Annotated in this window: 22 protein-coding genes and 1 pseudogene; 20 read left to right on the top strand and 3 right to left on the bottom strand. The window is 38.1% G+C overall.

Annotated features, from left to right (window positions below; genetic code table 11):
* Positions 1-145 precede the first annotated feature (145 nt).
* A complete protein-coding gene (locus MHH51_RS01265) occupies positions 146-430 on the bottom strand; it encodes a LysR family transcriptional regulator substrate-binding protein (RefSeq protein ID WP_339286231.1) in 285 nt (94 codons plus the stop codon).
* 193 nt (positions 431-623) lie between these two features.
* On the opposite strand from MHH51_RS01265, the gene MHH51_RS01270 reads away from it, so the two are divergent.
* The 14 genes from MHH51_RS01270 (at position 624) to lhgO (ending at position 17,025) form a co-directional block, all read left to right on the top strand.
* Complete coding sequence (locus tag MHH51_RS01270) at positions 624-1,322, top strand: L-2-amino-thiazoline-4-carboxylic acid hydrolase (protein ID WP_147211470.1); 699 nt, start codon at positions 624-626, stop codon at positions 1,320-1,322.
* Between the two features lie 430 nt (positions 1,323-1,752).
* Positions 1,753-2,244 carry a PTS sugar transporter subunit IIA gene (locus MHH51_RS01275; RefSeq protein ID WP_186813685.1) on the top strand — a complete coding sequence of 164 codons (492 nt, stop codon included), beginning with the start codon at positions 1,753-1,755 and terminating at the stop codon, positions 2,242-2,244.
* Between the two features lie 84 nt (positions 2,245-2,328).
* Positions 2,329-2,628 (top strand): PTS sugar transporter subunit IIB, encoded by a 300-nt coding sequence (locus MHH51_RS01280; RefSeq protein ID WP_147211468.1) that lies wholly within the window; start codon positions 2,329-2,331, stop codon positions 2,626-2,628.
* A 30-nt stretch (positions 2,629-2,658) separates the two neighbouring features.
* The gene (locus tag MHH51_RS01285; RefSeq protein ID WP_339284085.1) at positions 2,659-4,086 is read left to right on the top strand and encodes a PTS transporter subunit IIC; all 1,428 of its coding nucleotides are present in this window, start codon (positions 2,659-2,661) and stop codon (positions 4,084-4,086) included.
* Positions 4,087-4,097: 11 nt separating this feature from the next.
* The gene (locus tag MHH51_RS01290) at positions 4,098-5,150 is read left to right on the top strand and encodes a 2-hydroxyacid dehydrogenase (RefSeq protein ID WP_339284087.1); all 1,053 of its coding nucleotides are present in this window, start codon (positions 4,098-4,100) and stop codon (positions 5,148-5,150) included.
* Between the two features lie 59 nt (positions 5,151-5,209).
* A complete protein-coding gene (locus MHH51_RS01295) occupies positions 5,210-7,261 on the top strand; it encodes a BglG family transcription antiterminator (RefSeq protein ID WP_147211465.1) in 2,052 nt (683 codons plus the stop codon).
* A 27-nt stretch (positions 7,262-7,288) separates the two neighbouring features.
* Positions 7,289-7,939 (top strand): L-fuculose-phosphate aldolase, encoded by a 651-nt coding sequence (locus tag MHH51_RS01300; RefSeq protein ID WP_339284088.1) that lies wholly within the window; start codon positions 7,289-7,291, stop codon positions 7,937-7,939.
* Between the two features lie 383 nt (positions 7,940-8,322).
* Positions 8,323-9,129: a hypothetical protein gene (locus MHH51_RS01305; protein WP_339284090.1), complete on the top strand. Its 807-nt coding sequence runs from the start codon at positions 8,323-8,325 to the stop codon at positions 9,127-9,129.
* Between the two features lie 322 nt (positions 9,130-9,451).
* A complete protein-coding gene (locus MHH51_RS01310) occupies positions 9,452-10,462 on the top strand; it encodes a TAXI family TRAP transporter solute-binding subunit (RefSeq protein ID WP_147211462.1) in 1,011 nt (336 codons plus the stop codon).
* Positions 10,462-12,402 (top strand): TRAP transporter permease, encoded by a 1,941-nt coding sequence (locus tag MHH51_RS01315; RefSeq protein WP_339284092.1) that lies wholly within the window; start codon positions 10,462-10,464, stop codon positions 12,400-12,402. The genes MHH51_RS01310 and MHH51_RS01315 overlap by 1 nt, the downstream gene beginning before the upstream one ends.
* Before the next feature lie 4 nt (positions 12,403-12,406).
* Positions 12,407-13,108, top strand: a complete 702-nt coding sequence (locus MHH51_RS01320; RefSeq protein ID WP_147211460.1) for a FadR/GntR family transcriptional regulator — start codon at positions 12,407-12,409, stop codon at positions 13,106-13,108.
* Between the two features lie 12 nt (positions 13,109-13,120).
* Positions 13,121-14,527 carry an FAD-linked oxidase C-terminal domain-containing protein gene (locus MHH51_RS01325; RefSeq protein WP_147211459.1) on the top strand — a complete coding sequence of 469 codons (1,407 nt, stop codon included), beginning with the start codon at positions 13,121-13,123 and terminating at the stop codon, positions 14,525-14,527.
* Positions 14,520-15,791 (top strand): (Fe-S)-binding protein, encoded by a 1,272-nt coding sequence (locus MHH51_RS01330; RefSeq protein ID WP_339284094.1) that lies wholly within the window; start codon positions 14,520-14,522, stop codon positions 15,789-15,791. Before MHH51_RS01325 ends, MHH51_RS01330 begins: the two co-directional genes overlap by 8 nt.
* Before the next feature lie 28 nt (positions 15,792-15,819).
* Positions 15,820-17,025 (top strand): L-2-hydroxyglutarate oxidase, encoded by a 1,206-nt coding sequence (gene lhgO / locus MHH51_RS01335; protein ID WP_147211457.1) that lies wholly within the window; start codon positions 15,820-15,822, stop codon positions 17,023-17,025.
* 78 nt (positions 17,026-17,103) lie between these two features.
* Here the strand turns inward: lhgO and MHH51_RS01340 are convergent, their stop codons facing one another.
* Entirely contained in the window at positions 17,104-17,373 is a 270-nt protein-coding gene (locus tag MHH51_RS01340) for a hypothetical protein (protein WP_147211456.1), read from the bottom strand.
* Positions 17,374-17,602: 229 nt separating this feature from the next.
* Here MHH51_RS01340 and MHH51_RS01345 point away from each other — a divergent pair, with 229 nt between their 5' ends.
* The 6 genes and pseudogenes from MHH51_RS01345 to MHH51_RS01370 all read left to right on the top strand — a co-directional run bounded on the left by MHH51_RS01345 (position 17,603) and on the right by MHH51_RS01370 (position 23,927).
* On the top strand, positions 17,603-18,850 hold the full coding sequence (locus MHH51_RS01345) for a cytochrome P450 (RefSeq protein WP_339284097.1): 1,248 nt from the start codon (positions 17,603-17,605) through the stop codon (positions 18,848-18,850).
* A gap of 386 nt (positions 18,851-19,236) precedes the next feature.
* A complete protein-coding gene (locus MHH51_RS01350) occupies positions 19,237-19,509 on the top strand; it encodes a CotD family spore coat protein (protein ID WP_040985158.1) in 273 nt (90 codons plus the stop codon).
* Between the two features lie 234 nt (positions 19,510-19,743).
* Positions 19,744-21,150 carry an NADP-dependent phosphogluconate dehydrogenase gene (gndA, locus tag MHH51_RS01355; RefSeq protein ID WP_147211454.1) on the top strand — a complete coding sequence of 469 codons (1,407 nt, stop codon included), beginning with the start codon at positions 19,744-19,746 and terminating at the stop codon, positions 21,148-21,150.
* 140 nt (positions 21,151-21,290) lie between these two features.
* A complete protein-coding gene (locus tag MHH51_RS01360; RefSeq protein ID WP_339284099.1) occupies positions 21,291-21,962 on the top strand; it encodes a hypothetical protein in 672 nt (223 codons plus the stop codon).
* Positions 21,963-22,070: 108 nt separating this feature from the next.
* Positions 22,071-22,721: pseudogene (locus tag MHH51_RS01365) on the top strand (YdeI/OmpD-associated family protein).
* 30 nt (positions 22,722-22,751) lie between these two features.
* Positions 22,752-23,927, top strand: a complete 1,176-nt coding sequence (locus MHH51_RS01370) for a GNAT family N-acetyltransferase (RefSeq protein WP_147211451.1) — start codon at positions 22,752-22,754, stop codon at positions 23,925-23,927.
* Positions 23,928-24,000: 73 nt separating this feature from the next.
* Here the strand turns inward: MHH51_RS01370 and MHH51_RS01375 are convergent, their stop codons facing one another.
* Complete coding sequence (locus MHH51_RS01375) at positions 24,001-24,861, bottom strand: YihY/virulence factor BrkB family protein (protein WP_147211450.1); 861 nt, start codon at positions 24,859-24,861, stop codon at positions 24,001-24,003.
* Between the last annotated feature and the right edge of the window lie 30 nt (positions 24,862-24,891).

Genomic DNA, 24,891 nt, shown 5'->3' on the forward strand with positions numbered 1-24,891 from the left:
ATACTTGAAGAAGAATATAGTTATTTATCTTGAAGCGGGCGCAAATAGAGTTGCTTGTTCAAAAATACTGATGGAGCAGGACTTAAGCGCAGTTTTAAGATAAAAGACAATGACATCAGCTGTTAGATTTGCAGCGTGCATCGTTTTACAGATATGATGCAAATGATTTACATATTTCTACAAATTTTATCGCTGCCGGAGATGGGGAGGTATTTCGTTTATAGGCAATCCCGACTGATCGTGCATAGTGCTCTGAAAAATTCTTTTGAACAAGATCTGCCGGTGCATGGCGAAGAATAGACTTTGGAACAATCGAAATGCCCAGGTTTTCCTTTACCATAGTTAAAATAGCTTGATCGACAGATAATTCATATATTACATTCGGATTGATTTTATGCTCTGATAAGATGCGCAGTACATCCCGGTCAATATTCTGTTAAGCTTCCTGTTTCAATTAACATATGAAAAGCGAGATATTGGGATAATGTAGGCATAATACACTTCCTTTTATTAATTTTTTTCATAGTTACAAATAAAAATATTCATTAGATTTATAGTTTGTTTTATTTTATAATAGAATGAAAACCAAGTAAATTAATAAGAATTTAAGGGAGATAGATAGGATGAGTGAAGAAAAGCTAATGATGAAAGCTTTGTCAATGGATATTATTACAGCGAAAATGTTTACTGAACTTCATCTCTCAATAACAGAAGCATATGGTGAAGATGAAGGACGGAAGCTTGTGCACAAAGGTTTGGAAGCATTTGGACTGAGAGATGCAGAAACAATGGCGAAAAAAGCTACAGCAGAAGGGCAAAATCACGCCTTTTATGAATATTTACCACAGGTTGTTGAGGGCGAAGAAAAATATGCAGACCTGACGACCTTTGCGCGTTTTTCAAAAATGTTTGCCCAGATCTCCAAACAGGTAGTTGATAAATATGAGGAAGAGGGCGAAGATGTTATTAGACGTGCTGTAGAGCGATACGGCAGAAAGCGCGGAGAGGGTATTGCCCAGCGTGCCCGTTCAAATGGTTTAGAAAATAACTCTGATAATTATTTGAAAAACTATGATATGGCCCGCAGTGAATTATTTGAAGTAGATACGGTGTATAAAGAGAATGAAGTGGAACAAACCTTTACGTATTGCCCATTTGGCCAGCAATGGGCAGACGATGATATGGGGAAATATGGCATTCTTTATTGCCAGGTTATTGATCCTTCTGTAGCGAAAGGCTATAACGAAAATTTTGAAGTAGTACATGATCAATATGTACTGCGTGAAGGGCAATGTCACTTCCAGTTTCAAATGAAGAAGTAAGTTAGGAATAGATGAAGAGAGGCTGAAATAAAGTCTCATCTCAAATGAAAAATAGTGATTTTCCAACGGTGGAGAATCACTATTTTTCTGTAATTGACCTTTGGAAGAAAGCTGATCTCTCTGCTTCTGCTACGAAGCCAAACTTGATACTGATAGAGAGTCCGCCTTAGATGTGACGGGCTTTTTTGCGTGTTTCCCTTTTTATACATCCAAATGATTATGTTACCTCACGATAAAAACTGTGATCAAATGTTCTTTATTATAGAAAGCGATTACAATAAACTGATATTAATATAACATCCCGGTGAATATGGCTACACAGATTTTGTATTTAGCTGAAGACTGAGCAAGACAAAATCTTTTGCTGAGAAATAGTAAGTCAGCAGCATACAATTCTATGCTGGATGTTGGAAAGGAGGGTATTGGGATAGTGAAAGAAAATGAAATAAATACACTATTTAAAAAAGAACTGATTCGTCTCAATGAAAAGTTTACTTCCCAAGAAGATTTTTTTAAGAAAGTAAGCAAATGGCTGACAAAGAAAGGCTATGTAAAAGATACATTTTATCAGGCTATCTATCATCGTGAACAGGAATCACCTACCGGGTTACATACACCGACTTTCGATGTAGCAATTCCGCACACAGATCCGGAGTATGTTTATGAAGCCTTTATAGCTGTTATTCGGCCAGAACAGCCTATCTCCTTTCGGGAAATGGGAAATTTGCAGGGAGCAACAGAGCCACAGCTATTATTTGTTATCGGCTTTAAAGAAAGCAAAGATCAATTGTCAATTTTACAGAACCTGATGAAGATGTTTCAGGATCAGAAGGTAATGGATTTCTATCTGCGTTCCAATGATACAGAAGAAATTTATACAACAATAAATGAATATTTAAGAACAGCAGCTTACAAGGCTTAAATAAGATGGAAAAGTAAGTTCATCATTAAAAATTAATTTATAGAGGAAGTTCAAATAGAACACATATCTCAAGGAGGAAGAAAAATGAAGAAATCAATTAACGTATTGTCCGTATGTGGATCAGGAACAGTAACAAGCTCAATGATTGCAGGTAAGGTGACAGATATTTTGAAGGAAAACGGGTATAACGCGAAAACAACAGAAACCAATCCAAATGGTGTGGAATCTGAGCTTTCCAATGGCAGCTGGGATATTATCGTTCATACGAGTCCGCTGAAGTCAACCTACAATGTTCCTTCTATTAATGCAGTCGGCCTTTTAACAGGAATGGATGAGGAAGGATTTATTGAAGAGCTTTTAGACGCTGTATCAAAATTAGAGTAAAAAATATAAAACTGAAAAGGGGAAATGAACATGCAAAATGTTTTGGATACGTTATCGAATATTATGGACGCATTTGGTGCATCCATTGTCGTACCTGTAGTACTTTTTATTATCTGTTTGTTTATGAGACTTCCTGTTAAGAAAGCTTTTCAGTCCGCTTTGAATGCGGGTATTGGTTTAATTGGCTTTAATCTTTTGATTGGTGCATACACTCCGATTGTGACACCTACTGTAGAAAGAATGGTAGAAACAACAGGGATTAATTTAAACATTCTTGATACAGGATGGCAGGCAACCAGTGTTGTTGCATACTCCACAGAAGTAGGAATGATTTTCTTAGGGCTTGGAATCATTCTGCAGACATTATTATTTGTAACCAAATATACGAACATTTTTATGCCATCCGATTTATGGAATAACTATTCCTTTATGCTTTGGGGGTCAATGTTATTTATTGCAACAGGAAATCTGTGGCTGGCTATTCTGTTGATGGTAGTAACAAACCTTTACACATTAGTTTTTGCGGAGCTATTATCAAAAAGATGGTCAACCTACTATGGGTATCCCAGAACAACTATCGTAGCTTCTCACGATGTAGGAGCTCTTCCGCTGGGGCTGGCAATGGATTGGATTTTAACCAAGCTTGGAGCTAATAAGGTGAGATGGAGTCCGGAAAACCTTCAAAATAAATTAGGATTTCTAGGTGAAGCAACAACGTTGGGCTTGGTAATCGGCTTGATTTTAGGTCTTGTTGGTAACTTTACTAATCTGAATACATTGGAAGGCTGGGGAGAAGCCACTATGGTTGGGGTTGCAACAGCAGCAATTATGGCAATTTTCCCACGAATTGCCGGTATTTTTGCATCAGCATTTACCAGTATTACAGATGCTTCTAAGAAAACGGCAAAATCATCTGGAGGCAAAGGGCGGGTCTGGTATTTGGGAATTAATGACGCTGCGGGGTATGGAGAATCTGCAACCCTATTAACAGGAATGCTGTTAATTCCGACAATTATTATACTATCCGTAGTTTTACCGGGGAACCAGGCTTTGCCGATGGTCGATTTGATTGCTATACCGTATATGCTGCAGGCAATAGTACCACTATCTAATGGGAATATTTTAAAAGCATTTATTTCAGGTGCTGTTTACTTATCTATTGGTCTATATCTTGTTACTGCTGTAGCTCCAATATTTACAGAAGTAGCAACAAGTGTCGGCGTATCTTTACCTGCCGGAGCAGTAATGATTTTCAGTTTAGCAGTAATGACGAATCATTTGGCAGGATTATTATTCCTGCTCTTTCTGACACAAAATCCAGTCTGGATTATTTTATCGATTGCTGTTTATGTTGTTTTATATATTGTAGTCCGCCTGAAAAAAGAAGCTATTCAAACCTATATGGAACGTCAAGCATTGGGAGATGAATTTGAGGAGCAGAAGGCAATTAATTCATAGAGGTGATCAAAGTGAAAAAAATAATTGTTGTTGGTGATGCGCTTGTCAGCAGTGAGACACTGGAAGATGCAGCATATCAACTAGATTTAGATGAACCTGTCGAAGTAAAGCGATTTGAATGGTACTCCAATTTACAAAAAGAGCAGTTTCAGGAAAAGATACTTCAGATTGAGACAGGAGGGTCAGAAGCTGTCGATATACCTGAAGGCATCCTGGAGGAGATACCGACAGCTGATTATCTTTTAGTCCATATTGCGCCAATATCTGAGGAAATGATTCAAGCAGCTGAAAAACTAAAATTTATTGGAACCTGCCGCGGAGGATTAGAGCATATCCATTTAGAAGCATGCGACCGCAAGCAAATACCGGTAATCCATGTTATTCGCAATGCAGAGCCTGTTGCCGATTTCACTCTCGGTCTGATGCTGGCAGAAACCAGAAATATTGCCCGTTCCCATCATTATATAAAACAAGGGAAGTGGGTCAAGGCTTTTGCGAATGATCCTTATAAAAAAACACTCAGCCAGCATACAGTAGGATTGTTAGGGCTGGGATATATAGGGAAGCTGGTATTAAAAAGGTTAAATGGGTTAGGGGTAAATGTGATAGCTTACGATCCTTATGTTGATGCAGAGAAATTAAAGAGAGAAGATTTGCAGGCGGAATTAGTAGGGTTAGAGGATTTATTCCGTCAATCAGATATCCTCTCCATACACGCCAGGCTGACAGATGAAACCGAAAATCTTGTTAACAAATCTTACCTGCAGTTAATGAAGCCAAGCAGTTATATAATTAATAGTGCCAGGGCGGGTCTGGTTAATAGAGAAGACTTGCTGAATGTGTTGAAAGAGGGAGCAATTGCCGGAGCTGCATTGGACGTGGCCTGGACGGAGCCCCTTGAAGAAAACGATGATTTCTTAAGTCTGGAAAATGTAACGATGACTTCGCATATTGCTGGAGATACAGTGGATGCAATTCCAAGATCTCCTTATTTATTAAGGGATGTATTAAATGATTACTTGAAAAAAGGAATGAGTGACATGCTGGTCAATTTAAAGGAATAAATCTGTTGGAAGACTGCTTAAGAATGAAATGAAGTGCGATAGATAAAGGAGCATATAAAATGGATAAAAGAGTAAGGAAACTACTCAACGATATTGTATATCAACCAGGGGTTTCAATGAAGGAGCTTTCGATTAAACATCATCTCAGTCTTGCCCAAATTGAATACGCTATAAAAAAAGCAAACCAATTGTTAAAAGAATATCAATTTAAAGAAATACAACGAATAAATAACCATTTGTATGCTGCTATATCACAAGAAGAATATGCAAAAATGATGAAGCAGAAAAGTGAGAGCTTAAACGACTATTTTTATGAAGTAGACAGACAAAATATGATTTTACTGATGCTGCTCCTGGAAAGAGATATTTCATTAATATCTCTTTCGCTTGAATTGGGAGTAAGCAAAAATACCATTCTCAAGGATTTAAAAGAGGTTGAATTAACACTGAAGCCTTATCGGTTATCACTGATTTATACACGAAAAGCAGGATACGTGATTAAAGGGCCAGAAATAAGAATACGTCAGTTTATGTTGGAGTTAATTAACCATTATGATTTTAATGATGGATGGTTTCACAAATTTATTAATCTGACTAACGATAAGAAATCCTTTTTTGCTGCCCTTTTTGAGGAAATAGAAAGAGAATTAAAAGTCCGCTTTTCCGATGAAACGATAGAAAAGCTTCCTATTATCATCACATTGATGCGAAGGCGTGTATTAAATGATTCTCCGTTATCTATGAGAGATATGCCGGATTTAGAAATGCTGTGGAAAGAAAATGCCTATAAATCTGTAAGTAATATATTGCATGAAAACGGGCTTACTGAATCACTGAATAAGTATGATATTTCTTTCATGGTGATACAGATCCTGGGTGGGAATCTATTATTAAGTAATAGCAAACTGCAGGAAAACAGCTTGTATTTTCAAGCTATCCAAAAAATGGTACATCGTTTTGAGAGTATGATGACGGCTACTTTGGCGGAGAAAGAGGACTTATACCAGAAGCTTTATCAGCATCTTATTCCAGCGATGTACCGGATAAAATACGGTGTCCCTTTGACAAATCCAATTGCAGATCAAGTTAAAGAGAAATATGGATTTATTCACAGCATTATACAGAAAGCAATTGAACCTGTGGAAGAAGTAATGGGATGCAGATACAGTCAAGATGAATTAGTTTATATCACCATGCTGTTTGTAGGTGCTTTTTCTCATTCTAATCAGAAGCAGGGAGAAAGGTTAAGAGCAATTGTCCTTTGCGAAAACGGTGTTTCTATCTCTTATTTACTTACCAATGAATTAAAGAAGCTATTTCCCGAGATAACATTTGAACGCTATATGTCAAAAAGGGCATTTTTAGAAGAAAACATAAAGGTAGACTTGATTTTTTCAACAATTTATATGCCTTTGGATATCCCCTGCTTTCAGGTCACACCATTCTTAAGCGATGAGCAAAAGCAAAACCTTCGCCATCGGGTCTTCTATCAAATGGAAGGAATGACGAATAAGCAGATTACAACATCGACGCTTATGAATATTATTAAGCAGCACGCAGATATCAGGGATTATGACAAATTAAAACAAGATATACAGAAATATATTTTAGAGGTGGAGACAAATCCGGTAAATGACATGCCGTTTTCTTATTCTTCGGATCCACAGCTGTGTGATTTGATTACAGAGAACACGATACAAATTGCAACAGAGCCGCTTCAATTTGAAGAAGCTATCCGGAAGACTGCAGAACCATTAATTGATCAGCAATTAATCAGCCCCAAATATGTTGACCGGGTGTTAACGAATTATAAAAATGCAGAATCTTATTTTGTTATTAGTCAGAATGTTGCGATTCCCCATGTAGCAAATGAAGGAGATGTTTTTAAACTAGGAATGAGTTTACTGAAGCTGGATGAGCCTATTTATTTTGCGAATGAAGGACACTGGATTCAAATTGTTATTCTCATTGCTCCCTTTGATAAAGAGCAGCATATGGATGCGATAGCGGAGCTGCACCAGCTGGTTTTAAATCAGTCAAATGTAGAAAGAATCATTGCTGCCGAAACGAAAAGTGAAATCATCGATTGTTTATATAAATTACCTCACTAAATTTTACGAAGAAAGGAAGGTTATTGTATGCTATTAAAAGAAGAAAGAGAGCAGATTGTAGCGTATGGAAAGAAGTTGATAGAAAGTGGATTGACGACAGGAACAGGCGGTAATATCAGTATTTATCATCCAGAGGAAGATTTAATGGCGATCAGTCCAAGCGGAATTGATTATTTTCAAACAAAGCCTGAAGACATTGTGGTGACAAAATTATCAGGAGAGACCGTTGATGGAGACCGGAAACCATCCAGTGAATTGGATATGCATCGGATCTTTTATCAAAGGAGAAAAGATATTCGGGCAGTTGTCCACACGCATTCCACATATAGCACAGCATTAGCAACCCTGCGCTGGGATTTGCCGGCCTCTAATTATTATCTGGCTATTGCTGGTGGTAACAATGTTAAATGTGCTGATTATGCATCATTTGGAACCTGGGATCTTGCGGAGAAGGCTTATGAAGCAATGCAAAGCAGATATGCCTGTTTTTTAGCAAATCATGGTCTATTAACTGGAGCTATCGATCTGCCTAATGCTTTTTCCATTGCGGAAGAGATTGAGCGTTGTGCGGAAACCTATTATCGTGCAAAATCGATTGGAGAACCAGTGCTGTTAAGTGATGAAGAGATGGAATTTATGCTGGAAAAGTTTCAGACTTATGGTCAGGTGAAAGCTTAAATTATAAAAAAGATAAGCTGATAAAATGAAAAATAATAATCTCTTTCATGCTTTATATAATAGGTAATGAAAGGGGTTATTTTTTCTTAGCGATGGTAGAGAGGAGTGCTATTTAAAAGCAGAGAATAAATATGTAGTAAAATAAGATTGATTTTTATTTTAGTTCACAGGACTTTTGATGTGTTATTTCGAAGTATAAAACTTACGGCCTGTTTTTTGTCATATACCCTCTTTTCTTCCCTTTTCGCCTGTTTTTGGGTTTGAAAATTTTTAATTTATGCTAAGGTAATCTTATATACTGTAATAACAATCATGATAAAGGATTAAAGGCTTTTTCATCATGATTTATTTAATAGTATAAATTAAAAACATGAGGTGATAGGATGGAGAAAGATGATAAGAAGCAGGACAAAAAGGCAGAAGAGGAAAATGCTCAGCCAACGCCTAATGAAGAAAAGGTGAATGAGGAGATTGATCAGGCAGAAGTTTTTAATGAGGGTGCCCCTGATCAAGCCGAAACAAATGATATACATGCAGACCAGAGTCAGCAGGGAGAAGAACAGAGCAGCGCAACTGTAACTGAACAACCCAAAAAAGAAAAAACTTCCCAATTTGATTTTCAGGAAAGCTTTAGTGAAACAAAAGGTATTGCATTAGGCGCGATATTAAGGCCGGGTGCTCTTATTCACTCCAGCCGGGCAATCAAAGTAGAAACAAGTGTCATTATCTTCGCTCTATTAGCTGTACTTATCAGTGTTTGTCATTATTTATTTTATAAATATGGATTTGACGGAGCTCTCTCTTATTTTAGCGATATTAATTTCACATTTTTTCTAAAAACGTTTGTATCCTGGCTTATTACATTTGCTATCGGTTATTTCTCACTTTACATTTTACTGAAACATTTTGGAAACCGGTCGATGGAGCATAAAGATTTACTGACGAAGTATGCGATTGTCAATATTCCATATGTTCTTGTCTTTTGTTTAGTAACATTATTTTTCGGGTTAGTACTTATTGATTTATTTATCGTGACATACGTGTTCTCATTATTATTATTTGGATTTATACATGTTTATTTATTTTTAGCACTAATGGAAAAATCCCGTTATGATATTTTCTGGACGCTGGCAGTGTATCAGCTGGTGCTTATCGCAGCGTCGTATTACTTAGTTGGTATGGACTTTTGAAGGATTTTAATAAATTATCGTGCAAATACCAGAGCAGTCTCAGGATTGCTCTGGTATTTTGTTTGTCTATGAATAAAGTCTTTATCTAAGAAGGCTTCCTTTTCACAAGAATTTTTCTTTATTCATTGCTGTTGTTTCTTTCTATATAAGTAGTAAATATTCCTTGATTTCTATTATCGTAAAGCAGGGCAGCAGCCATTATTGGCCAATGACTGGGTAAATTATTTATCAGAATTTTACATAAAAGTATTGTCACAGAATGTTCAATGTTGTAATATTGTATTACAAGTTAACTTGAAAGCGCATACAAAGAGGTGTTTGAATGAAGGGCAGTAAGATATTTTTATTTGCAGTACTTATTTTTACCTTTGTTTTATCCGGATGTAATTTTGAGAAGAAAGAAATTTACAACATAGCAACAGGAACTACTGGAGGTACATATTATCCGATTGGTGTTGGAATGGGGCAGCTTTGGACAGAACATTACCGGGATGAGAACATAAAATTTAATGGGCAGGCATCGGCGGGTTCTGTAGAGAATATTGATTTACTCCGAAACGGAGAAGCTGATTTTGCTATACTCCAGGGGTTGCTCTCTACACAGGCGGCAGAAGGAAGCGGTATTTATGAAGGAAATCAGTATGAGGAGCTTCGTGCTGTAGGGATGATTTGGCCAAATGTAGAACACTTTGTATTAATGGAGAATTTCGTAGAGTCAGGTGATATCTCTGATATCGATGGGAGGTCATTCTCTGTCGGCCCTCAGGCAAGTGGAACAGAGCAGTCTACAGTAACAATGATGGAGGGTATAGGACTTGATAAAAGTGATATTAGAACAGAATACCTTGGATATGACGATACCATTTCTTCAATGAGAGATGGCAGGCTAAATGGCGGCTCTCTTCCGGCAGGTGTGCCGGTGTCTGCAATTACAGATATGTATGCAAGTGGATTGAATGCAGCCATTTTAGATGTTACTGATGAACAAATGGCTGATATTAATGGCATCGTCAATACCTGGTACCGCTATACAATTGAAGCAGGTACCTATCCAAGGCAGGAAGAAGATATAGAAACAATTGCCCAGCCTAATGTATTAGTGACAACCTCGGACATGGATGAAGAATTAGTTTATAACTTAACAAAAATACTATTTGAAAATCGTGAATACATGATTAACATTCATAATTCAGCCCGGGAAATGCAGGTGGAGACAGCATTGGAAGGTTTGAATACTCCGCTTCATCCTGGTACTTACCGCTATTTTGAAGAACAGGGTGTAGAGATTGAAGATCATCTTAAGCCAGAAGAGTTAAGGGAGGAGGGGAATTAATGGGGAACGCACAGGCAAAAAAGGTAGATGTAGAAAAAAGCTTAAAAGAAGAGCCGGTTATAGACCGTAAATCATTGCGTAACAAAATCATTGCTATTGTCGGGATTATATTGTCTATCTTTGTTTTGCTGACATCCAGCTATTTAAACATTCAGGAGTTTTATAGAAATACCATATTTTTAATTTTAATTTTTGTCATGGGTTTTTTACTGCATCCATCAAACAAAAATAAGACCGGGAAAATATCATCGATTGATGTTATTATGATTTTCCTATCAATTATTTCAATTGGCTACATTACCGTAACATACACAAATCTCCATGTAGACCGGCTTTCGCAGGCGAATACAATAGATTACGTATTTGCAGTTTTATGTATTTTGATATTGTTTGAGATAACACGGCGATCTATTGGCTGGTTTATTCCGATTTTAAGTGTCTTAGCTTTGCTTTATGGGGTCTATGGTGCATATTTCCCTATTGATTTTGCTCATTCAGGCTTTACATTCGAAAGACTGCTATACCGGATTTACATGACATCTGACGGGATTTTTGGCAGTACGTTATCCATTGCTTCTACTTATATAGTATTGTTTATCTTATTTGGTTCATTCCTTACAGTGAGCGGTGCAAGTAATTTGTTTAATGATTTGGCGCTGGCGATTGCCGGGCAGCGTCGGGGCGGTCCTGCACAGGTTGCTGTTATTACAAGTGCGCTGACAGGATCATTAAACGGAAGTGCTGTAGCCAATGTGGCAACAACGGGTGCGTTTACCATCCCGTTAATGAAAAGTATCGGGCTAAAGCCAAGATTTGCTGGTGGAGTAGAAGCTGCTGCTTCTACTGGGGGCATGCTGATGCCGCCTATTATGGGAGCTGCTGCATTTATTATGGCAGGGTTTTTGGGGATTCCTTATACAGCAATTGTTTTAGCCAGTATTCTGCCATCCCTGCTATATTTTATTGCCTTAGTATTTGCAATTGACACAGAGGCGAAGAAGCTTGGGTTGAAAGGTATCAGCAAAGACAATATTCCAGATATCAAGAAAGTGTTATTGGAAAGAGGAGCATTACTTCTGCCTATTGTTGTTGTCATGGGAGTGCTTCTATTAGGAAGAACAGCAATTTTTGCCGGGTTTGCCGGAATTATTGCTACAATTGTTACTTCTTATTTAACCAAGGATAAAACGAACAGAATTACTATCTCTAAGTTTTTTGAAGCACTTGTCGACGGAGCTAAAAACTCGGTCCAAGTTGCTATCGCTTGTGCTTCTGTAGGTATTATTATCGCCGTTGTATCCATGAGTGGTGTAGGTTCCATGCTTGCTTATAATGTAGCAGACCTTGCAGGAGGAAATCTGTTTATTATATTAATGCTGGTTATGATTACTTGTATTGTACTCAGCTTGGGATTACCATCGACGGCTTTATACATTGTGGTAGCAGTAACAGCTGCTCCAGCACTTGTTCAGGTAGGAGTGAATCCGTTAGCAGCTCACTTTTTTGTGTTTTATTATGGTGCAATGTCTAATGTGACCCCTCCTGTAGCTTTGGCTGCATATACCGGGGCTGGAATTGCGAAAGCGAATCCGATGCAAACAGCCTGGACAGCCTTACGTTTGGCATTACCTGGTTTTATTATTCCAATTATTATTGCGTATGATCCAATCCTGCTGTTACAGACGGATGACGGCCCAATTAATTACTTTGTATTAGCACAGGCATTTATATCTGCTGTTATTGGTGTCTATGCACTCGCGGTTGGATTCGGCAACTATATTCGAGTAAAATTAAATATAGTAGAAAGAATCTTATTAATTGGAGTAGCCTTCTTATTGATTTCAACGAATCAATTATTAGACATTATTGGATTAGCATTATTTGCATTAGTTCTTACTTTCCATTTTATAAGAAGCAGGCGGCTCTTGGAGGCAGGATGATGGAATGAAACCGTTTAAAAAAGAAAAGTTATCTGATATTATTTTTTCCCAGTTAGAAAATATGATCAAAACCGGCGAATACTCAGAAGGACAAAAGCTGCCTTCTGAGAATGAACTGGCAAAATATTTTGATGTCAGCAGAGTCCCAATTCGTGAAGCAATCAGTAAGCTGGTCTCTGTAGGATATGTAGAGTCTATGCAGGGAAAAGGGAGCTATGTCAAGCGTCTGGATGCAGCAGATGAATTTAAGGCGTATACGTATGGCGAATTTACAAAAAAAGAGTTATTTGATCTTTTGGAAATGAGAGCACTGCTGGAAGTAGAAGCAACGGGATTCAGTGCAGCGAGACGGACGCCAAAAGCACTTCTGGAAATTGAGCTGGCGCTGAAGGATTTTGAAGAAATTACAAGTAATGAATATTCGATTGGGTTAAAGGCCGATTATAATTTTCATAAAGCAATTATTCAATCGACAGAAAATAATTATATTATCCAAACCTTTCAAAACTTAGAGCGTGTGCACAGAAATGCTTTGGAGTATTCACTGAAGCTTAATGTAGGTAAACCCAGAAAAAGAGAAGAAGTTTATAGTGAGCATGAGCGTATCTATCTGGCAATAAAATCTCAAAATGCAGCCGAAGCAAAAGAAGCAATGAGATTACATCTGCAAAACATGCGCAGGAAATTAGGTGACGACAGAATATAGGTGGGTTTAGTGATGAAAGAAAAAATAATAGAAAAATTATCGGAAATCGTAGGAGACCGGCTGCTGACAGATATTGATGAGCGTGTGTCCTATGGGTATGATGCATCCTTTGGCCAATATATGCCTGACTATGTTGTTCAGGTGATGTCGGCGGAAGAAGTGCGGGAAATCATCCAATTGGCTAATACTTATGAAATCCCTATTTATCCTAGAGGAGCGAGTACAAGTCTTTCTGGAGGGCCGTTGCCTGTACATGCCGGGATTGTGATGGATTTTTCACAATGGAATCAATATCTGGAAATATTCCCGGATGATTTATTAATTAAAGCAAGTCCTGGTGTGAAAACAGGAGATATTCATCAACTAGCGGAGGAGCATAATTTAATGTACCCTCCCGATCCTTCCTCTTCTTCTATTTGTACAATTGGAGGGAATTTAGCAGAAAATGCAGGTGGCCCCCGCGGTGTAAAGTATGGTGTGACAAAGGACTTTGTATTAGGTCTGGAAGTTGTTACTGCTGAGGGAGAGATCATTCGCACAGGGGGGAACACTGTAAAAAATGTAACTGGCTATGACTTAACGAAGCTGTTAATAGGCTCAGAGGGGACGCTTGGCATTATTACAGAAGCAACATTAAGACTGATTCCGAAGCCTATGGATACGAAAACAGCAATGGTTATATTTGATGACTTATATACAGCAGGGAAATCTATTTCCAAGATATTAACATCTGGTGTAAGACCATCTAAAATGGAAATCCTTGATCAGAATGCGATAAATAAAGTGGAAGACTACGCCAGGCTTCATTTACCTAGAACAGCTGCAGCAATCCTGCTTGTGGAAGTGGACGGAGATCCAGATGCGCTGACAAAGGAATTAAATGTTATTCAGCGTGCACTTTTAGAAATTGAAGTAGATAATGTGCAGATTGCGAAAACCAAAGAGGAAGAAGCAAGGCTATGGCAAGTGAGGAAACTAGTTTCACCTGCAATTGTCCAAAGCGGTTATACCAAAATATCAGAGGATGCCACTGTTCCCCTTAGCAAGATTCCGGACATGTTTCGGAAAATTGATGAAGTGAAGAAAAAGTATAATCTGAATATTGTTGTATTTGGACATGCGGGAGACGGCAACCTTCATCCAACAATTAATACCAATATGCGGGATGCAGAAGAAGTTTCCAAGGTGGAAGATGCAGTAGAAGAAATTTTTCGTTATGCGATTGAATTAGGCGGAACGTTATCGGGTGAGCATGGAATCGGGACGATGAAAAAACCTTTCTTCCCTGTAGAAGTTGGAGAAGCAGGTATGCTGTTTCAAAAGGCAATTAAACAAGCGCTTGATCCGAAGAATATCTTGAATCCAGGAAAAATATTCCCGGAAGCGGGAGAGAAAAGGTTAGTGTTAAAAAATGACTGAAACATTGATTGAAAAGTTAGATTATCAGGCGACTTTTGACTGTGTGCAATGCGGCTATTGCCTGCCTGCATGTCCTACTTATCTGGCTTTCAAAAAGGAAAAGCATTCTCCAAGAGGCCGTATCAATTTGGTGAAGATGGCTGCCGAGGGGAAGATTGGTATAGAGGATATGCGGGAAGGTATCGATTTATGTCTGGGCTGCCGGGCCTGTGAGACAGTCTGCCCAACGAATGTCCGCTATGGAGACATCCTGATGTCAGCAGTCGAGGTATTGAAAGATAATAAAAAAATGGGGATCTTTGAAAAGGGTGTAAGAAGGGCTGCATTTAAAGTGGTTCTTAAGAACAAACAGATTCTGAGACTGGTAAACAAAGGATTATATGCCTATCAAATTTCAGGAGTGAAACGTCTGATTAATCGTCGTAATCTTCTGAAGCCAATGAAGAAATATCGTGATCTAAATAAAGCAATGCCAGATGTACGGTTGAGCAGACGTTTGAAGAATCCGCCCAATCCATTTAGAAAATCGGCAATTCAGGTCGGTTTCTTTCAAGGCTGTATTATGGATGTATTTTTCAATCGTATTAATGATTTGGCTGTCAAAATATTGAGCAGACACGGAATGGAAGTGACGAACATTCCATCGCAAGCATGCTGTGGTGCCCTGCAGCATCATGCAGGCGAGCATAATCAGACAGTAGAGCTGGCGAAGAAAAATATTGAAGCGTATGAAGCATATGACTTTGATTATATTGTAAATACGATTGGTGGATGCGGAGCGACGTTAAAAGAATATCCTAAGCTATTCAAGGAAGGTACAGAGTGGCACCGACGGGCGGTAAATTTTACGGCAAAGATTAGAGACATTTCCGAGATGATGGCAATAGTGGATTTGAATTTTCAATATGAAGTTTCTAAGAATGCCATATTTCAGCCGTCATGTCATTTGGAAAATGTTCAGCAGGTGTTTGAGGATCCGTTAAAAATAATTAAAAGCATTCCTGGCTTAAACTATATAGAGCTAAAGGATAAAGCGCTCTGTTGCGGATCAGCAGGAATTTATAATATCCTGCACTTCGAGGAATCCATGCAAATTTTAGATATGAAGATGAAAAATGTCAAAGTGGCAAGGCCCGAATTAATTATTACTTCCAATCCCGGCTGTCATATTCAAATGCAGTTAGGTGTAGAACGAGAGGGCTTATCTGATGAAATTTCCGTAAAGCATATTGTGGAAGTGGTTGCGGAGGCTTGTGGTATTTAAAAATTGGCAAAAGACAGGAGGGGGTAAAATGAAGGTAGATGTCCTAATTGTTGGAGCAGGAATTATTGGCTTAAGCACTGCTTATCAGCTATCAAAAATCCATCAGGATAAAAAAATTGTTGTTGTAGATAAAGAAACAGAGGTGGCGAAGCATCAGACGGGACATAATAGCGGTGTGATTCATTCAGGAATCTATTACAAACCGGGGTCCTATAAAGCAAGATTTGCCCGGAATGGCTCCAAGTCGATGGTAGAATTCTGCGATACACATGATATAAAGTACAATCAATGCGGCAAGGTGATTGTGGCTACCGACGAGTCTCAGATCGCAAATATGAATAAGTTATATGAAAGAGGAATAGAAAATGGTTTAGATGTAGAGCTCTTAAACAGTGATGAGGTTAAAGAAATAGAACCATTTGTAAATACAGTCGGCGGAATACATGTTAAAAATACAGGAATCGTTGATTTTAAAAAGGTTACTGAGAAGTATGGAGAGCTTTTCGTAGAGAATGGCGGGGAACTGCGTTTACATAATGAAGTAAAAGATATACAAATTGAGAAAGAGATAATAACTGTAGTAACCAGCCAGGAGAAGTATGAAGCAGATTATTTGATTAATTGTGCCGGGTTATATAGTGATAAACTGGCACGCATGGCTAATATCAAGACAGATGTTCAAATTATTCCATTTCGAGGCGAGTATTTTGAATTAGATGAACGTATTGAACATTATGTAGAGACACTTATTTATCCGGTACCCAATCCTGATTTACCATTTTTAGGCGTGCATTTTACAAATATGATTAGCGGCGGGGTAGACGTCGGACCTAATGCAGTGCTTGGGTTTAAAAAAGAAGCGTATCAAAAAATCGGTTTTAATTTAAAAGAAACATCGCAAATCCTCACCTTCCCCGGTCTTTATCGAATGGGCTTAAAAAATATCAGGGAAGCTGTCGGTGAATACTATCGTTCATTTAGTAAAAAAGCATTTGTAAAGGAAGCGCAAAAATTAATACCTTCATTAAATGCAGAGGATATCAGGCCGATGGAAGCTGGAGTCCGCGCACAAGCAATGAAGCCTGACGGGACTATGCTGGATGATTTTTATTTTGAAGAAAATGCGTACAGTCTGCATGTATTGAATGCTCCATCTCCTGCTGCTACATGCTCAATTGAAATTGGAAAAGAAATAGCTAAACGATTTAATCAAAAAATGGAATCAGTGATATGAAATCAATTTTCTTGAACAATTATTTAAGGGCTGCCTTCTCGTGTACAAGAGGAGGCAGCCTTTTTTAGGTTTAAATAATTATTTATTTTTTGGATGTGTACGAGTCCAGGAAATAATCACCATCAGTATAAGAACAGCTGTGGAGCTGATAAAAGCAGCCAGACTTATATCACCTATAAGAGATTCCTCTCTTCCCTCAAAGAAATAACTGAGGAATATACAAATCAAACTGAGTGAGCTGACAACCATTGGCGGTACGATTCGCTTCTCTTTTAAAAATATACTTATTAGAAATAGAATAGCACCAATACCAATCATGATTGGTAAGTATCCTGTTAAAAATTCCATTCTTATCACTCCAGTAACTGACTAAATTTTAACCTTCCTTGTATATAGTTTCCCAAGTGTGAATGTAATTAATCTAATTTCTTTTGTTCTGCTTTATTTACTTTCTAATTAAGGCAGTTATTTTACAGGATTGGAACTTGTTAAACCAGACTCCGGTTTTTTTGTTTAAGTTGGAAATAAAAAAGGAACGATAATATTAAGAGATATTATTTATGGAGGGTGAATTAAAATGTCGGAGACACATATGCCAAAAGACAAAGGTCTGGATCATACGCTGAAGCTTTTAGATGAAGGGTATCGTTTTGTAACCAATCGCTCGGATAAATTTGAATCACGTATATTTGAAACAAGACTTCTAGGTGAAAAAACCATTTGTATGGTAGGTGAGAAAGAGGCAGAGCTTTTTTATGATAATACCAGGTTCTCCCGGAAAGATGCCACCCCTGGCCGGATTCAAAAGACATTATTTGGAGAAGGGGGAGTTCAAGGATTAGACGGTGCAGAACATCACCATCGAAAAGCTATGTTTATGTCGCTTATGACAAAGGCAGGTCTGGAAGAGATGTCTGCTATTATTCGGGAAGAATGGGAGAGGGAAATAAAACAACATTCCAATACGGAAATACAAATTTATCAAGCGGCAAAACATATATTAACGCAAGCCGCCTTACGCTGGACGGGAGTACCTTATCAAGAAGCGGATGTGCCGGAATGGGCTGATCAATTAAGTGACATGTTTGAAGAAGCCGGGACAGTTGGATGGAATCATTGGCAGGCAAGAAGCTCGAGGGCCAAAGCAGAGGAACGGATAGCGGGCTTGTTAGAGAGAATACGCAAAAAATCTGCAGAGGTCAGTAAGGATAGCCCGGTATACCATTTTGCAATGCATCGTGATTTAGATGGTGAATTACTTGATGTTCAAATCGCTGCAGTCGAATTATTAAATTTATTGCGCCCAATTACAGCAATTGCTGTGTATATTGATTTTGTTCTTCTGGCTGTTCATGATTACCCGGAGGAAGTGGAAAAATTGGCTTCAGAGGAAGACATACAGCATTTTATTCAGGAAGTAAGACGATTCTATCCATTTTTCCCTGTTGCTCCTGCGCGAGTTAAAGAAGATTTCAACTGGAATGGATATACTTTTGAAGAAGGAACATTAACCTTATTAGATTTATACGGTACAAATCACGACCCGGATATTTGGGATAGACCGGATAGCTTTCAACCAGAACGATTTCAAGCATGGAAGGAATCGCCGTTTAACTTTATTCCACAAGGTGGAGGAGAATTTAATATCGGTCATCGTTGTGCCGGTGAGTGGATGACAATAGATGTATTAAAAACAACACTGGATTTTTTCGTGAACAACCTTTCTTTTGAATTTACAGAGCAGGATTTAAGCTATGAAATGAATGATATTCCGCCGGTTCCGAAAAGTGGAGTAATTATCAAAGAGGCACAGTTGAAAAAGTGATGAGATTAAATAGTATTTGAATAACCTTAAAGGCTCCTTGTTAAAAATAATGCTTTAAGGTAAGTTTGTATTTTAAAAAAGCTGCCCATCAAAAATACCCTGGCAATCGGGTTACCGTCTGTCAGGGACTTTTTGATGGATAAGAATAGAGGAGAAATTCCTGAAAAATAGGTCTTTATATCAAACCGACTATGATGAGTGTACATAGTCTATAGAGAAAGATTAAAGAAATGGAAAGGAGGTCCTTTACGGTGAGAGGTAGTAAACATCATCAAGGACAATTCAATCAAGGCTGGGGGAACCAACAGGTACAAGGAGCTTCTATGAAAGGGAATTGCAATAATATGTCACAGCAAATGCCAATGCAGCAAATGCCGCAGCAACAAATGCAACCGGAATTTTGTGCTCCACAAGTATCACCTACGCAACAAGGTCCGACACAAGTGTCTCCAACAAAGCAATACGTAAAAACAAACGTTTCTAATACTGAGGTAAAGCATATCCATCCTAGTCATACTACAAATGTTAACAAACATATGACAACACACAAACACTATTTTCCTCATACAGAATCTGTTGTAAATGATATTAAAGAACAGCATGTTATGTGCGGAAAACCGCATCATCCTTGCCCACCCCAAGGCCCTTGTGGATGCTGAAGGATTAGGATCTGAATAAAAAATCATCAATTCGCAGTCTGATGTGATGCTGCGGATTGGTGATTTTTTTATGAATTTTGAGCAACCTAGTATAGTCTGAATTGGCATGTTGATTCGTCTGACTTATCTCATTATTAAGAAAAGAAAACGTGAGGGTTGGTTTCTACAGAAGAAATCCGTTATAATAAGAAAAGATTCAATTTAAATTTTTTAGGCAGAGAGGAAAGAGTATATATGAAGCAGGAAATTGGTGTTATCGGTCTAGCCGTGATGGGAAAAAATATTGCATTAAATATAGAGAGCCGAGGCTTTGCGGTTTCTGTTTTTAACCGCACCTATGAAAAGACAGAACACTTTATGGAAAACGAAGCAAAAGGAAAAAACTTCTATGGTGCAAAAACAATTGAAGATTTCGTTCAATCACTTGAGAAGCCCCGCAGAATTATGCTTATGGTGAAAGCTGGCCCTGCAACAGATGCAACTATCGCATCCCTGCAGCCATATTTAGAGGATGGCGATGTCTTAATTGATGGTGGAAACACCCTCTATGAAGATACAATGCGCCGTAACGAAGAATTAGATAAAACGGGTATTCATTTCATTGGAACTGGTGTATCCGGCGGGGAAGAAGGAGCTCTCAAGGGGCCTTCTATGATGCCTGGCGGACAAAAAGAAGCTTATGATCTGGTTGCACCAATCTTTGAAGCTATTTCTGCCAAAGTAGATGGTGAGCCATGTGTTACTTACATTGGACCAAATGGTGCAGGCCATTTTGTGAAAATGGTTCATAATGGTATTGAATATGGAGATATGCAGTTGATCGCTGAGGCATATGATCTAATGAAGAATGTTGCCGGTTTAGATGCAAAAGAGCTGCATGAAGTATTTAAAGAATGGAATAAAGGAGAGCTGGACAGCTTCCTGATTGAAATTACTGCAGATATTTTCACGAAAGTCGATGATGAAACCGGGAAGCCGTTGGTTGAAGTGATTCTTGATAAAGCAGGACAAAAAGGTACTGGAAAATGGACAAGCAAAAACGCACTGGACTTAGGTGTACCACTTCCATTAATTACAGAGTCCGTGTTTGCCCGTTTTATTTCTTCCTTAAAAGAAGAACGTGTAAATGCAAGCAAAGTACTCTCCGGCCCTGCTAAAGCAGAAGTATCAGAGAGCAAGGAAGAGCTTATCGAAGCAATCCGGCAGGCACTTTACATGAGTAAAATTGTTTCTTACGCACAAGGCTTTGCACAAATGCGTGCGGCTTCTGAAGCAAATAACTGGAACTTGAAATATGGTGATATCGCAATGATTTGGCGCGGCGGATGTATTATCCGTGCAAACTTCCTGCAAAAAATCAAAGATGCCTATGATCGTGAGGAGGATTTACCAAACCTTATGCTTGATCCTTATTTCAAAGAAATTGTAGAAGGATACCAAGCTTCTCTTCGTAAGGTTGTTTCTTTAGCAGTTCAGCATGGGGTGGCAGTACCGACATTTGCAAGTGCAATTGCTTATTATGACAGCTATCGTTCAGAGAATCTGCCTGCTAACTTAATCCAGGCACAGCGTGATTACTTTGGTGCGCATACGTATGAACGTAAAGATAAAGATGGTGTCTTCCACTCTCAATGGTTTTAATGGCCATGTAAGAAAAGTTTCTTGTGTTTGATAATGAAAGAATGTCCTGGAATCAAATAGCTTTGATTCTGGGATTTTTTTATAAGTGAGAAAGAAGTTTGTAAGCTATATTTAAAGTATCTGTTGGGGATGGGGTAAATTTGAGAAAAAGATTAGGCTGCTTACATGCTCATTATTCAAATATAGGATATATAGATGAGGCATTTTCCGCGTATGATATTGAATTGATTCATTTTACTGATCCAGGATTAATGCATCGAGTTACTTCAGATGAAAAATTTCAAGAAGCAGATGCTCAAAATAGAGTGAATGAACAAATAGAGTGGATTGCTCAATGTGATGTTGATGCTATCCTTATCACCTGTACAAACTATATTGCTGTTTTAAAGGAAGATCAGCTTTCTATCTCTGTTCCAATTATTAAAATCGACGAGCCTTTCTTTGCTTTTATCTCTAATATAGAGCAGCCCCAGAAAATTCTTTTTACAAATCCGGCAACAATTCAAGGAACAATAGATCGGCTTAAACAGTATGCTGATTACCATCAAAAATCTTTAGATTTAGAAGTTGCGGTTATCGGCAATTCGTTTGACTTGATCATGCGGGGGCTAAAGGGAAAATACAATCAAAAAATTTACAAATATTTAGACCAGGCTGTGAAGGAAGAAAATAAAATTATTTCCATTGCTCAATTATCCATGGTTGATGCAGCTAAGCAAGTTGAAGAAAAAACATCGAAGACAATTATTAACCCGATGAATACACTGGTACCGTTTATTGTGAATCATTTAGTATTAGAGAAGAACGAATAGGCATTATTTAATTAAAAGGAATAAAAAAAGCTTTTTTAGGATTAACGGGCCTTCTTGGTAAAAAGTGATGCACAATGATATATTTGGATGAAGCAGGGAGTGAATATAGTGGCGATTATAGATAAATTAAATCTCAATAAGTACAAAAACATGGCTGTCATCAATCAGCCAAAAGATTATGATATATTTACAGGACAAAACCAGACACTTGAGCAAGAGCATGATGCTATTTTTATTTTTGTAGAAACCCTGGATGAGATGGTTGTACATACAAAGGAAGTTATAGAACGCCAGTTACTGCTTCCAAAGGGTTACTTATTTTTTGCCTACCCCAAAAAGGGGAATAAGCGCTATAACACGTCTATCCACAGGGATGAGATTTTTCCGGCAATGAAGGTGGACGAGGAAGGTTATGTACCTCATAGTGATTTGAAATTTTCCCGTATGGTGCGTATGGATGATGTATTTACTGTTATTGGCTTAAAACGCGAGCAGCGAACAAAGAAGAAAACAGTCTCTGCAAGTCAGCGTGTGGCGGATTAAGCTGAAAATATAAAAGATATTGAAGCATTATTAGCTGATGATCCAGATATACTTTCATTTTATCAAAGTTTGACACCAGGTTATCAAAAAGACTGGGCTCGTTTTTTATTTTCTGCAAAACAGCAAAAGACACGTGCTAAGCGTAAACAGCAGATGTTTGATATTTTGTCTCAAGGGTATAAATCGATTGATCTGTACCGGCAACAGAAGAAGTAAGTCAGTTTTATCGAAAAGAGGAGGATGGTTATGATTCAACAGATTCCAATCACAAATGATGAAATTTATGAGTTATCCGCTTTTGCCTTTCAATTTACACCTGCACCGGAAGAAATAGAAAAGAAAAAGGAAGCAAAAAAACATGAAACGGTATGGGGATGGCTGGAGGGAGAAAATCTGGCTGCCAAGGTTCATCTTATTCCATTAGAAACACGTATTCATGGAAAAATCATAAAAACTGGGGGCATTTCTTCAGTTGCCACATGGCCTGAATATCGAAGGAAGGGTGCTGTTCGTCAACTGCTTATCCATGCTATTAGAGAAATGAAAAAAGAAGGCTATCTTGTTTCTTACCTGGCACCATTCAGTGTTCCATTCTACAGAAAATTCGGCTGGGAAATGACAATCAATGAAATGCAGTTTACAATTCCGATGGAGCGCGTACCAAAGTTTAAGGGCATAAATGGTAATGTACAACGCATGAAGGCAGGAGAAGAATCCGTTTTAAAGGAAGCTTATCAGGAATATACGAAGCAGTATACAGGTATGCTCGCCCGCGATGATCATTGGTGGGAGCATAAAATCTTCAGCAAGAAAGAGCTGAATACAGCGATTAGTTATGATGATAAGGGAAACGTGGACGGCTATATACGCTATAAAGTAAAAGATAGCAAGATGAATATTGATGAATGGGTTGCGATTACTCCAGACAGCAAAAAAAGGCTGCTTCAGTTTATTTCCAATCATGATTCTATGGCAAAGGAAGTACACTTGACGCTCCCAGATGATGATTTACTTCCGCTTTTTATGGAAGAGCCAAGAGCAAAGCAGGAGCAAAAACCATATTTTATGACGAGAATTGTAGATGTAGAGTCTTTTCTAAAGGTGTATCCATTTTTAAAGCAGGGAGACAGGGAAGAGACTTATACCATTAAAGTGAAAGATGAAATTTGTGAGGAAAATAGCGGTTTTTATCAGATTCATTTTCAAAATGGAACGCACCACATAGAAAAAACAGAAAATCCGGCAGAACAGAATTTGACTGCATCGTTGAGTATTCAGCAATTAGCAATGCTTTTATTAGGGAAAATAACGCTGGAGCAGCTATATCAGCAAGCGTTTATTTCTGGTGACTTGGATAATATAGTAAAGCTGGACACGTATTTACCTAAAAAACAGCATCCATACCTGGCCGACTTTTTCTAGAGAGACGCAGAAACATTCCTATAAGTGAAAACAAAGCCCTGACTTCATTATAAAAAGACAGGGCTTTGTTTAATTATTCTTCCTTACCAGCTGCAGTTTCTTCTCTAGCTTCCGTGGAATCATCTACTTTTTTCTGGTGATACATACTATTTAGCAAGGCCCCTACCAAGAGGATAACACCTGTTAAGAAGAACCAGATCATCAGGATGATAATTCCCCCAAGACTTCCGTAAGTAGCTGAGTAGTTGCCAAAATTAGATACATAAATAGAAAAAGCAAATGAGCTTACTAACCATAGAATACTTGCTGTTAATGTACCTGGCAGAATATGCTTGAAAGGAAGCTTCTTATTTGGAGCAAAACGATACAATCCCAATAAGATAGCAGTAACAATTACAATTACCATGATTAAACGTGATATTTGCAGAATAAGTCCTGTTCCTTCACTGATGCCGACAAAGGAGATTAAGAAATTAACAATAACATCACCGAAAACAAGCAGAGTGATAGATGAAATTGCTGCTAAAAGTAATCCGATAGTCAACAGGACAGCTGTTCCGCGCACCTTAATGAACGGTCTTGTCTCTTCCACTTCAAACGCCTGGTTTGAGACTTGAATAAATGCATTAATTCCATTTGATGCAGACCAGATAGTACCTAAAATCCCCACGGTTAACAATCCGCCACGGGGTGTTTCCACCAGACTGACGATATTTTCTTCGAAGGTTGAAGCTAATTCTTGCGGTAAGATGGATCCAATAAATCCAACAGCGTCGTCCGGGCTTATGTTAAAATAGGGAATAATTGCAAAGCCAACGATAAGAAGCGGGAAGACGGCTAATAGAAAATAATAAGCAAGTGCAGCTGCAAGTAGTGTCGTATTATTCTCAGAAAAACGTTTCATAAATTCTTTACCAAATTGTTTTATATCCATAGTCGCCTCCAATGATAAATTTTTATACCT

The sequence above is a fragment of the Oceanobacillus sp. FSL K6-3682 genome (assembly GCF_037976165.1).
Taxonomy (GTDB): Bacteria; Bacillota; Bacilli; order Bacillales; family Amphibacillaceae; genus Oceanobacillus; species Oceanobacillus sojae.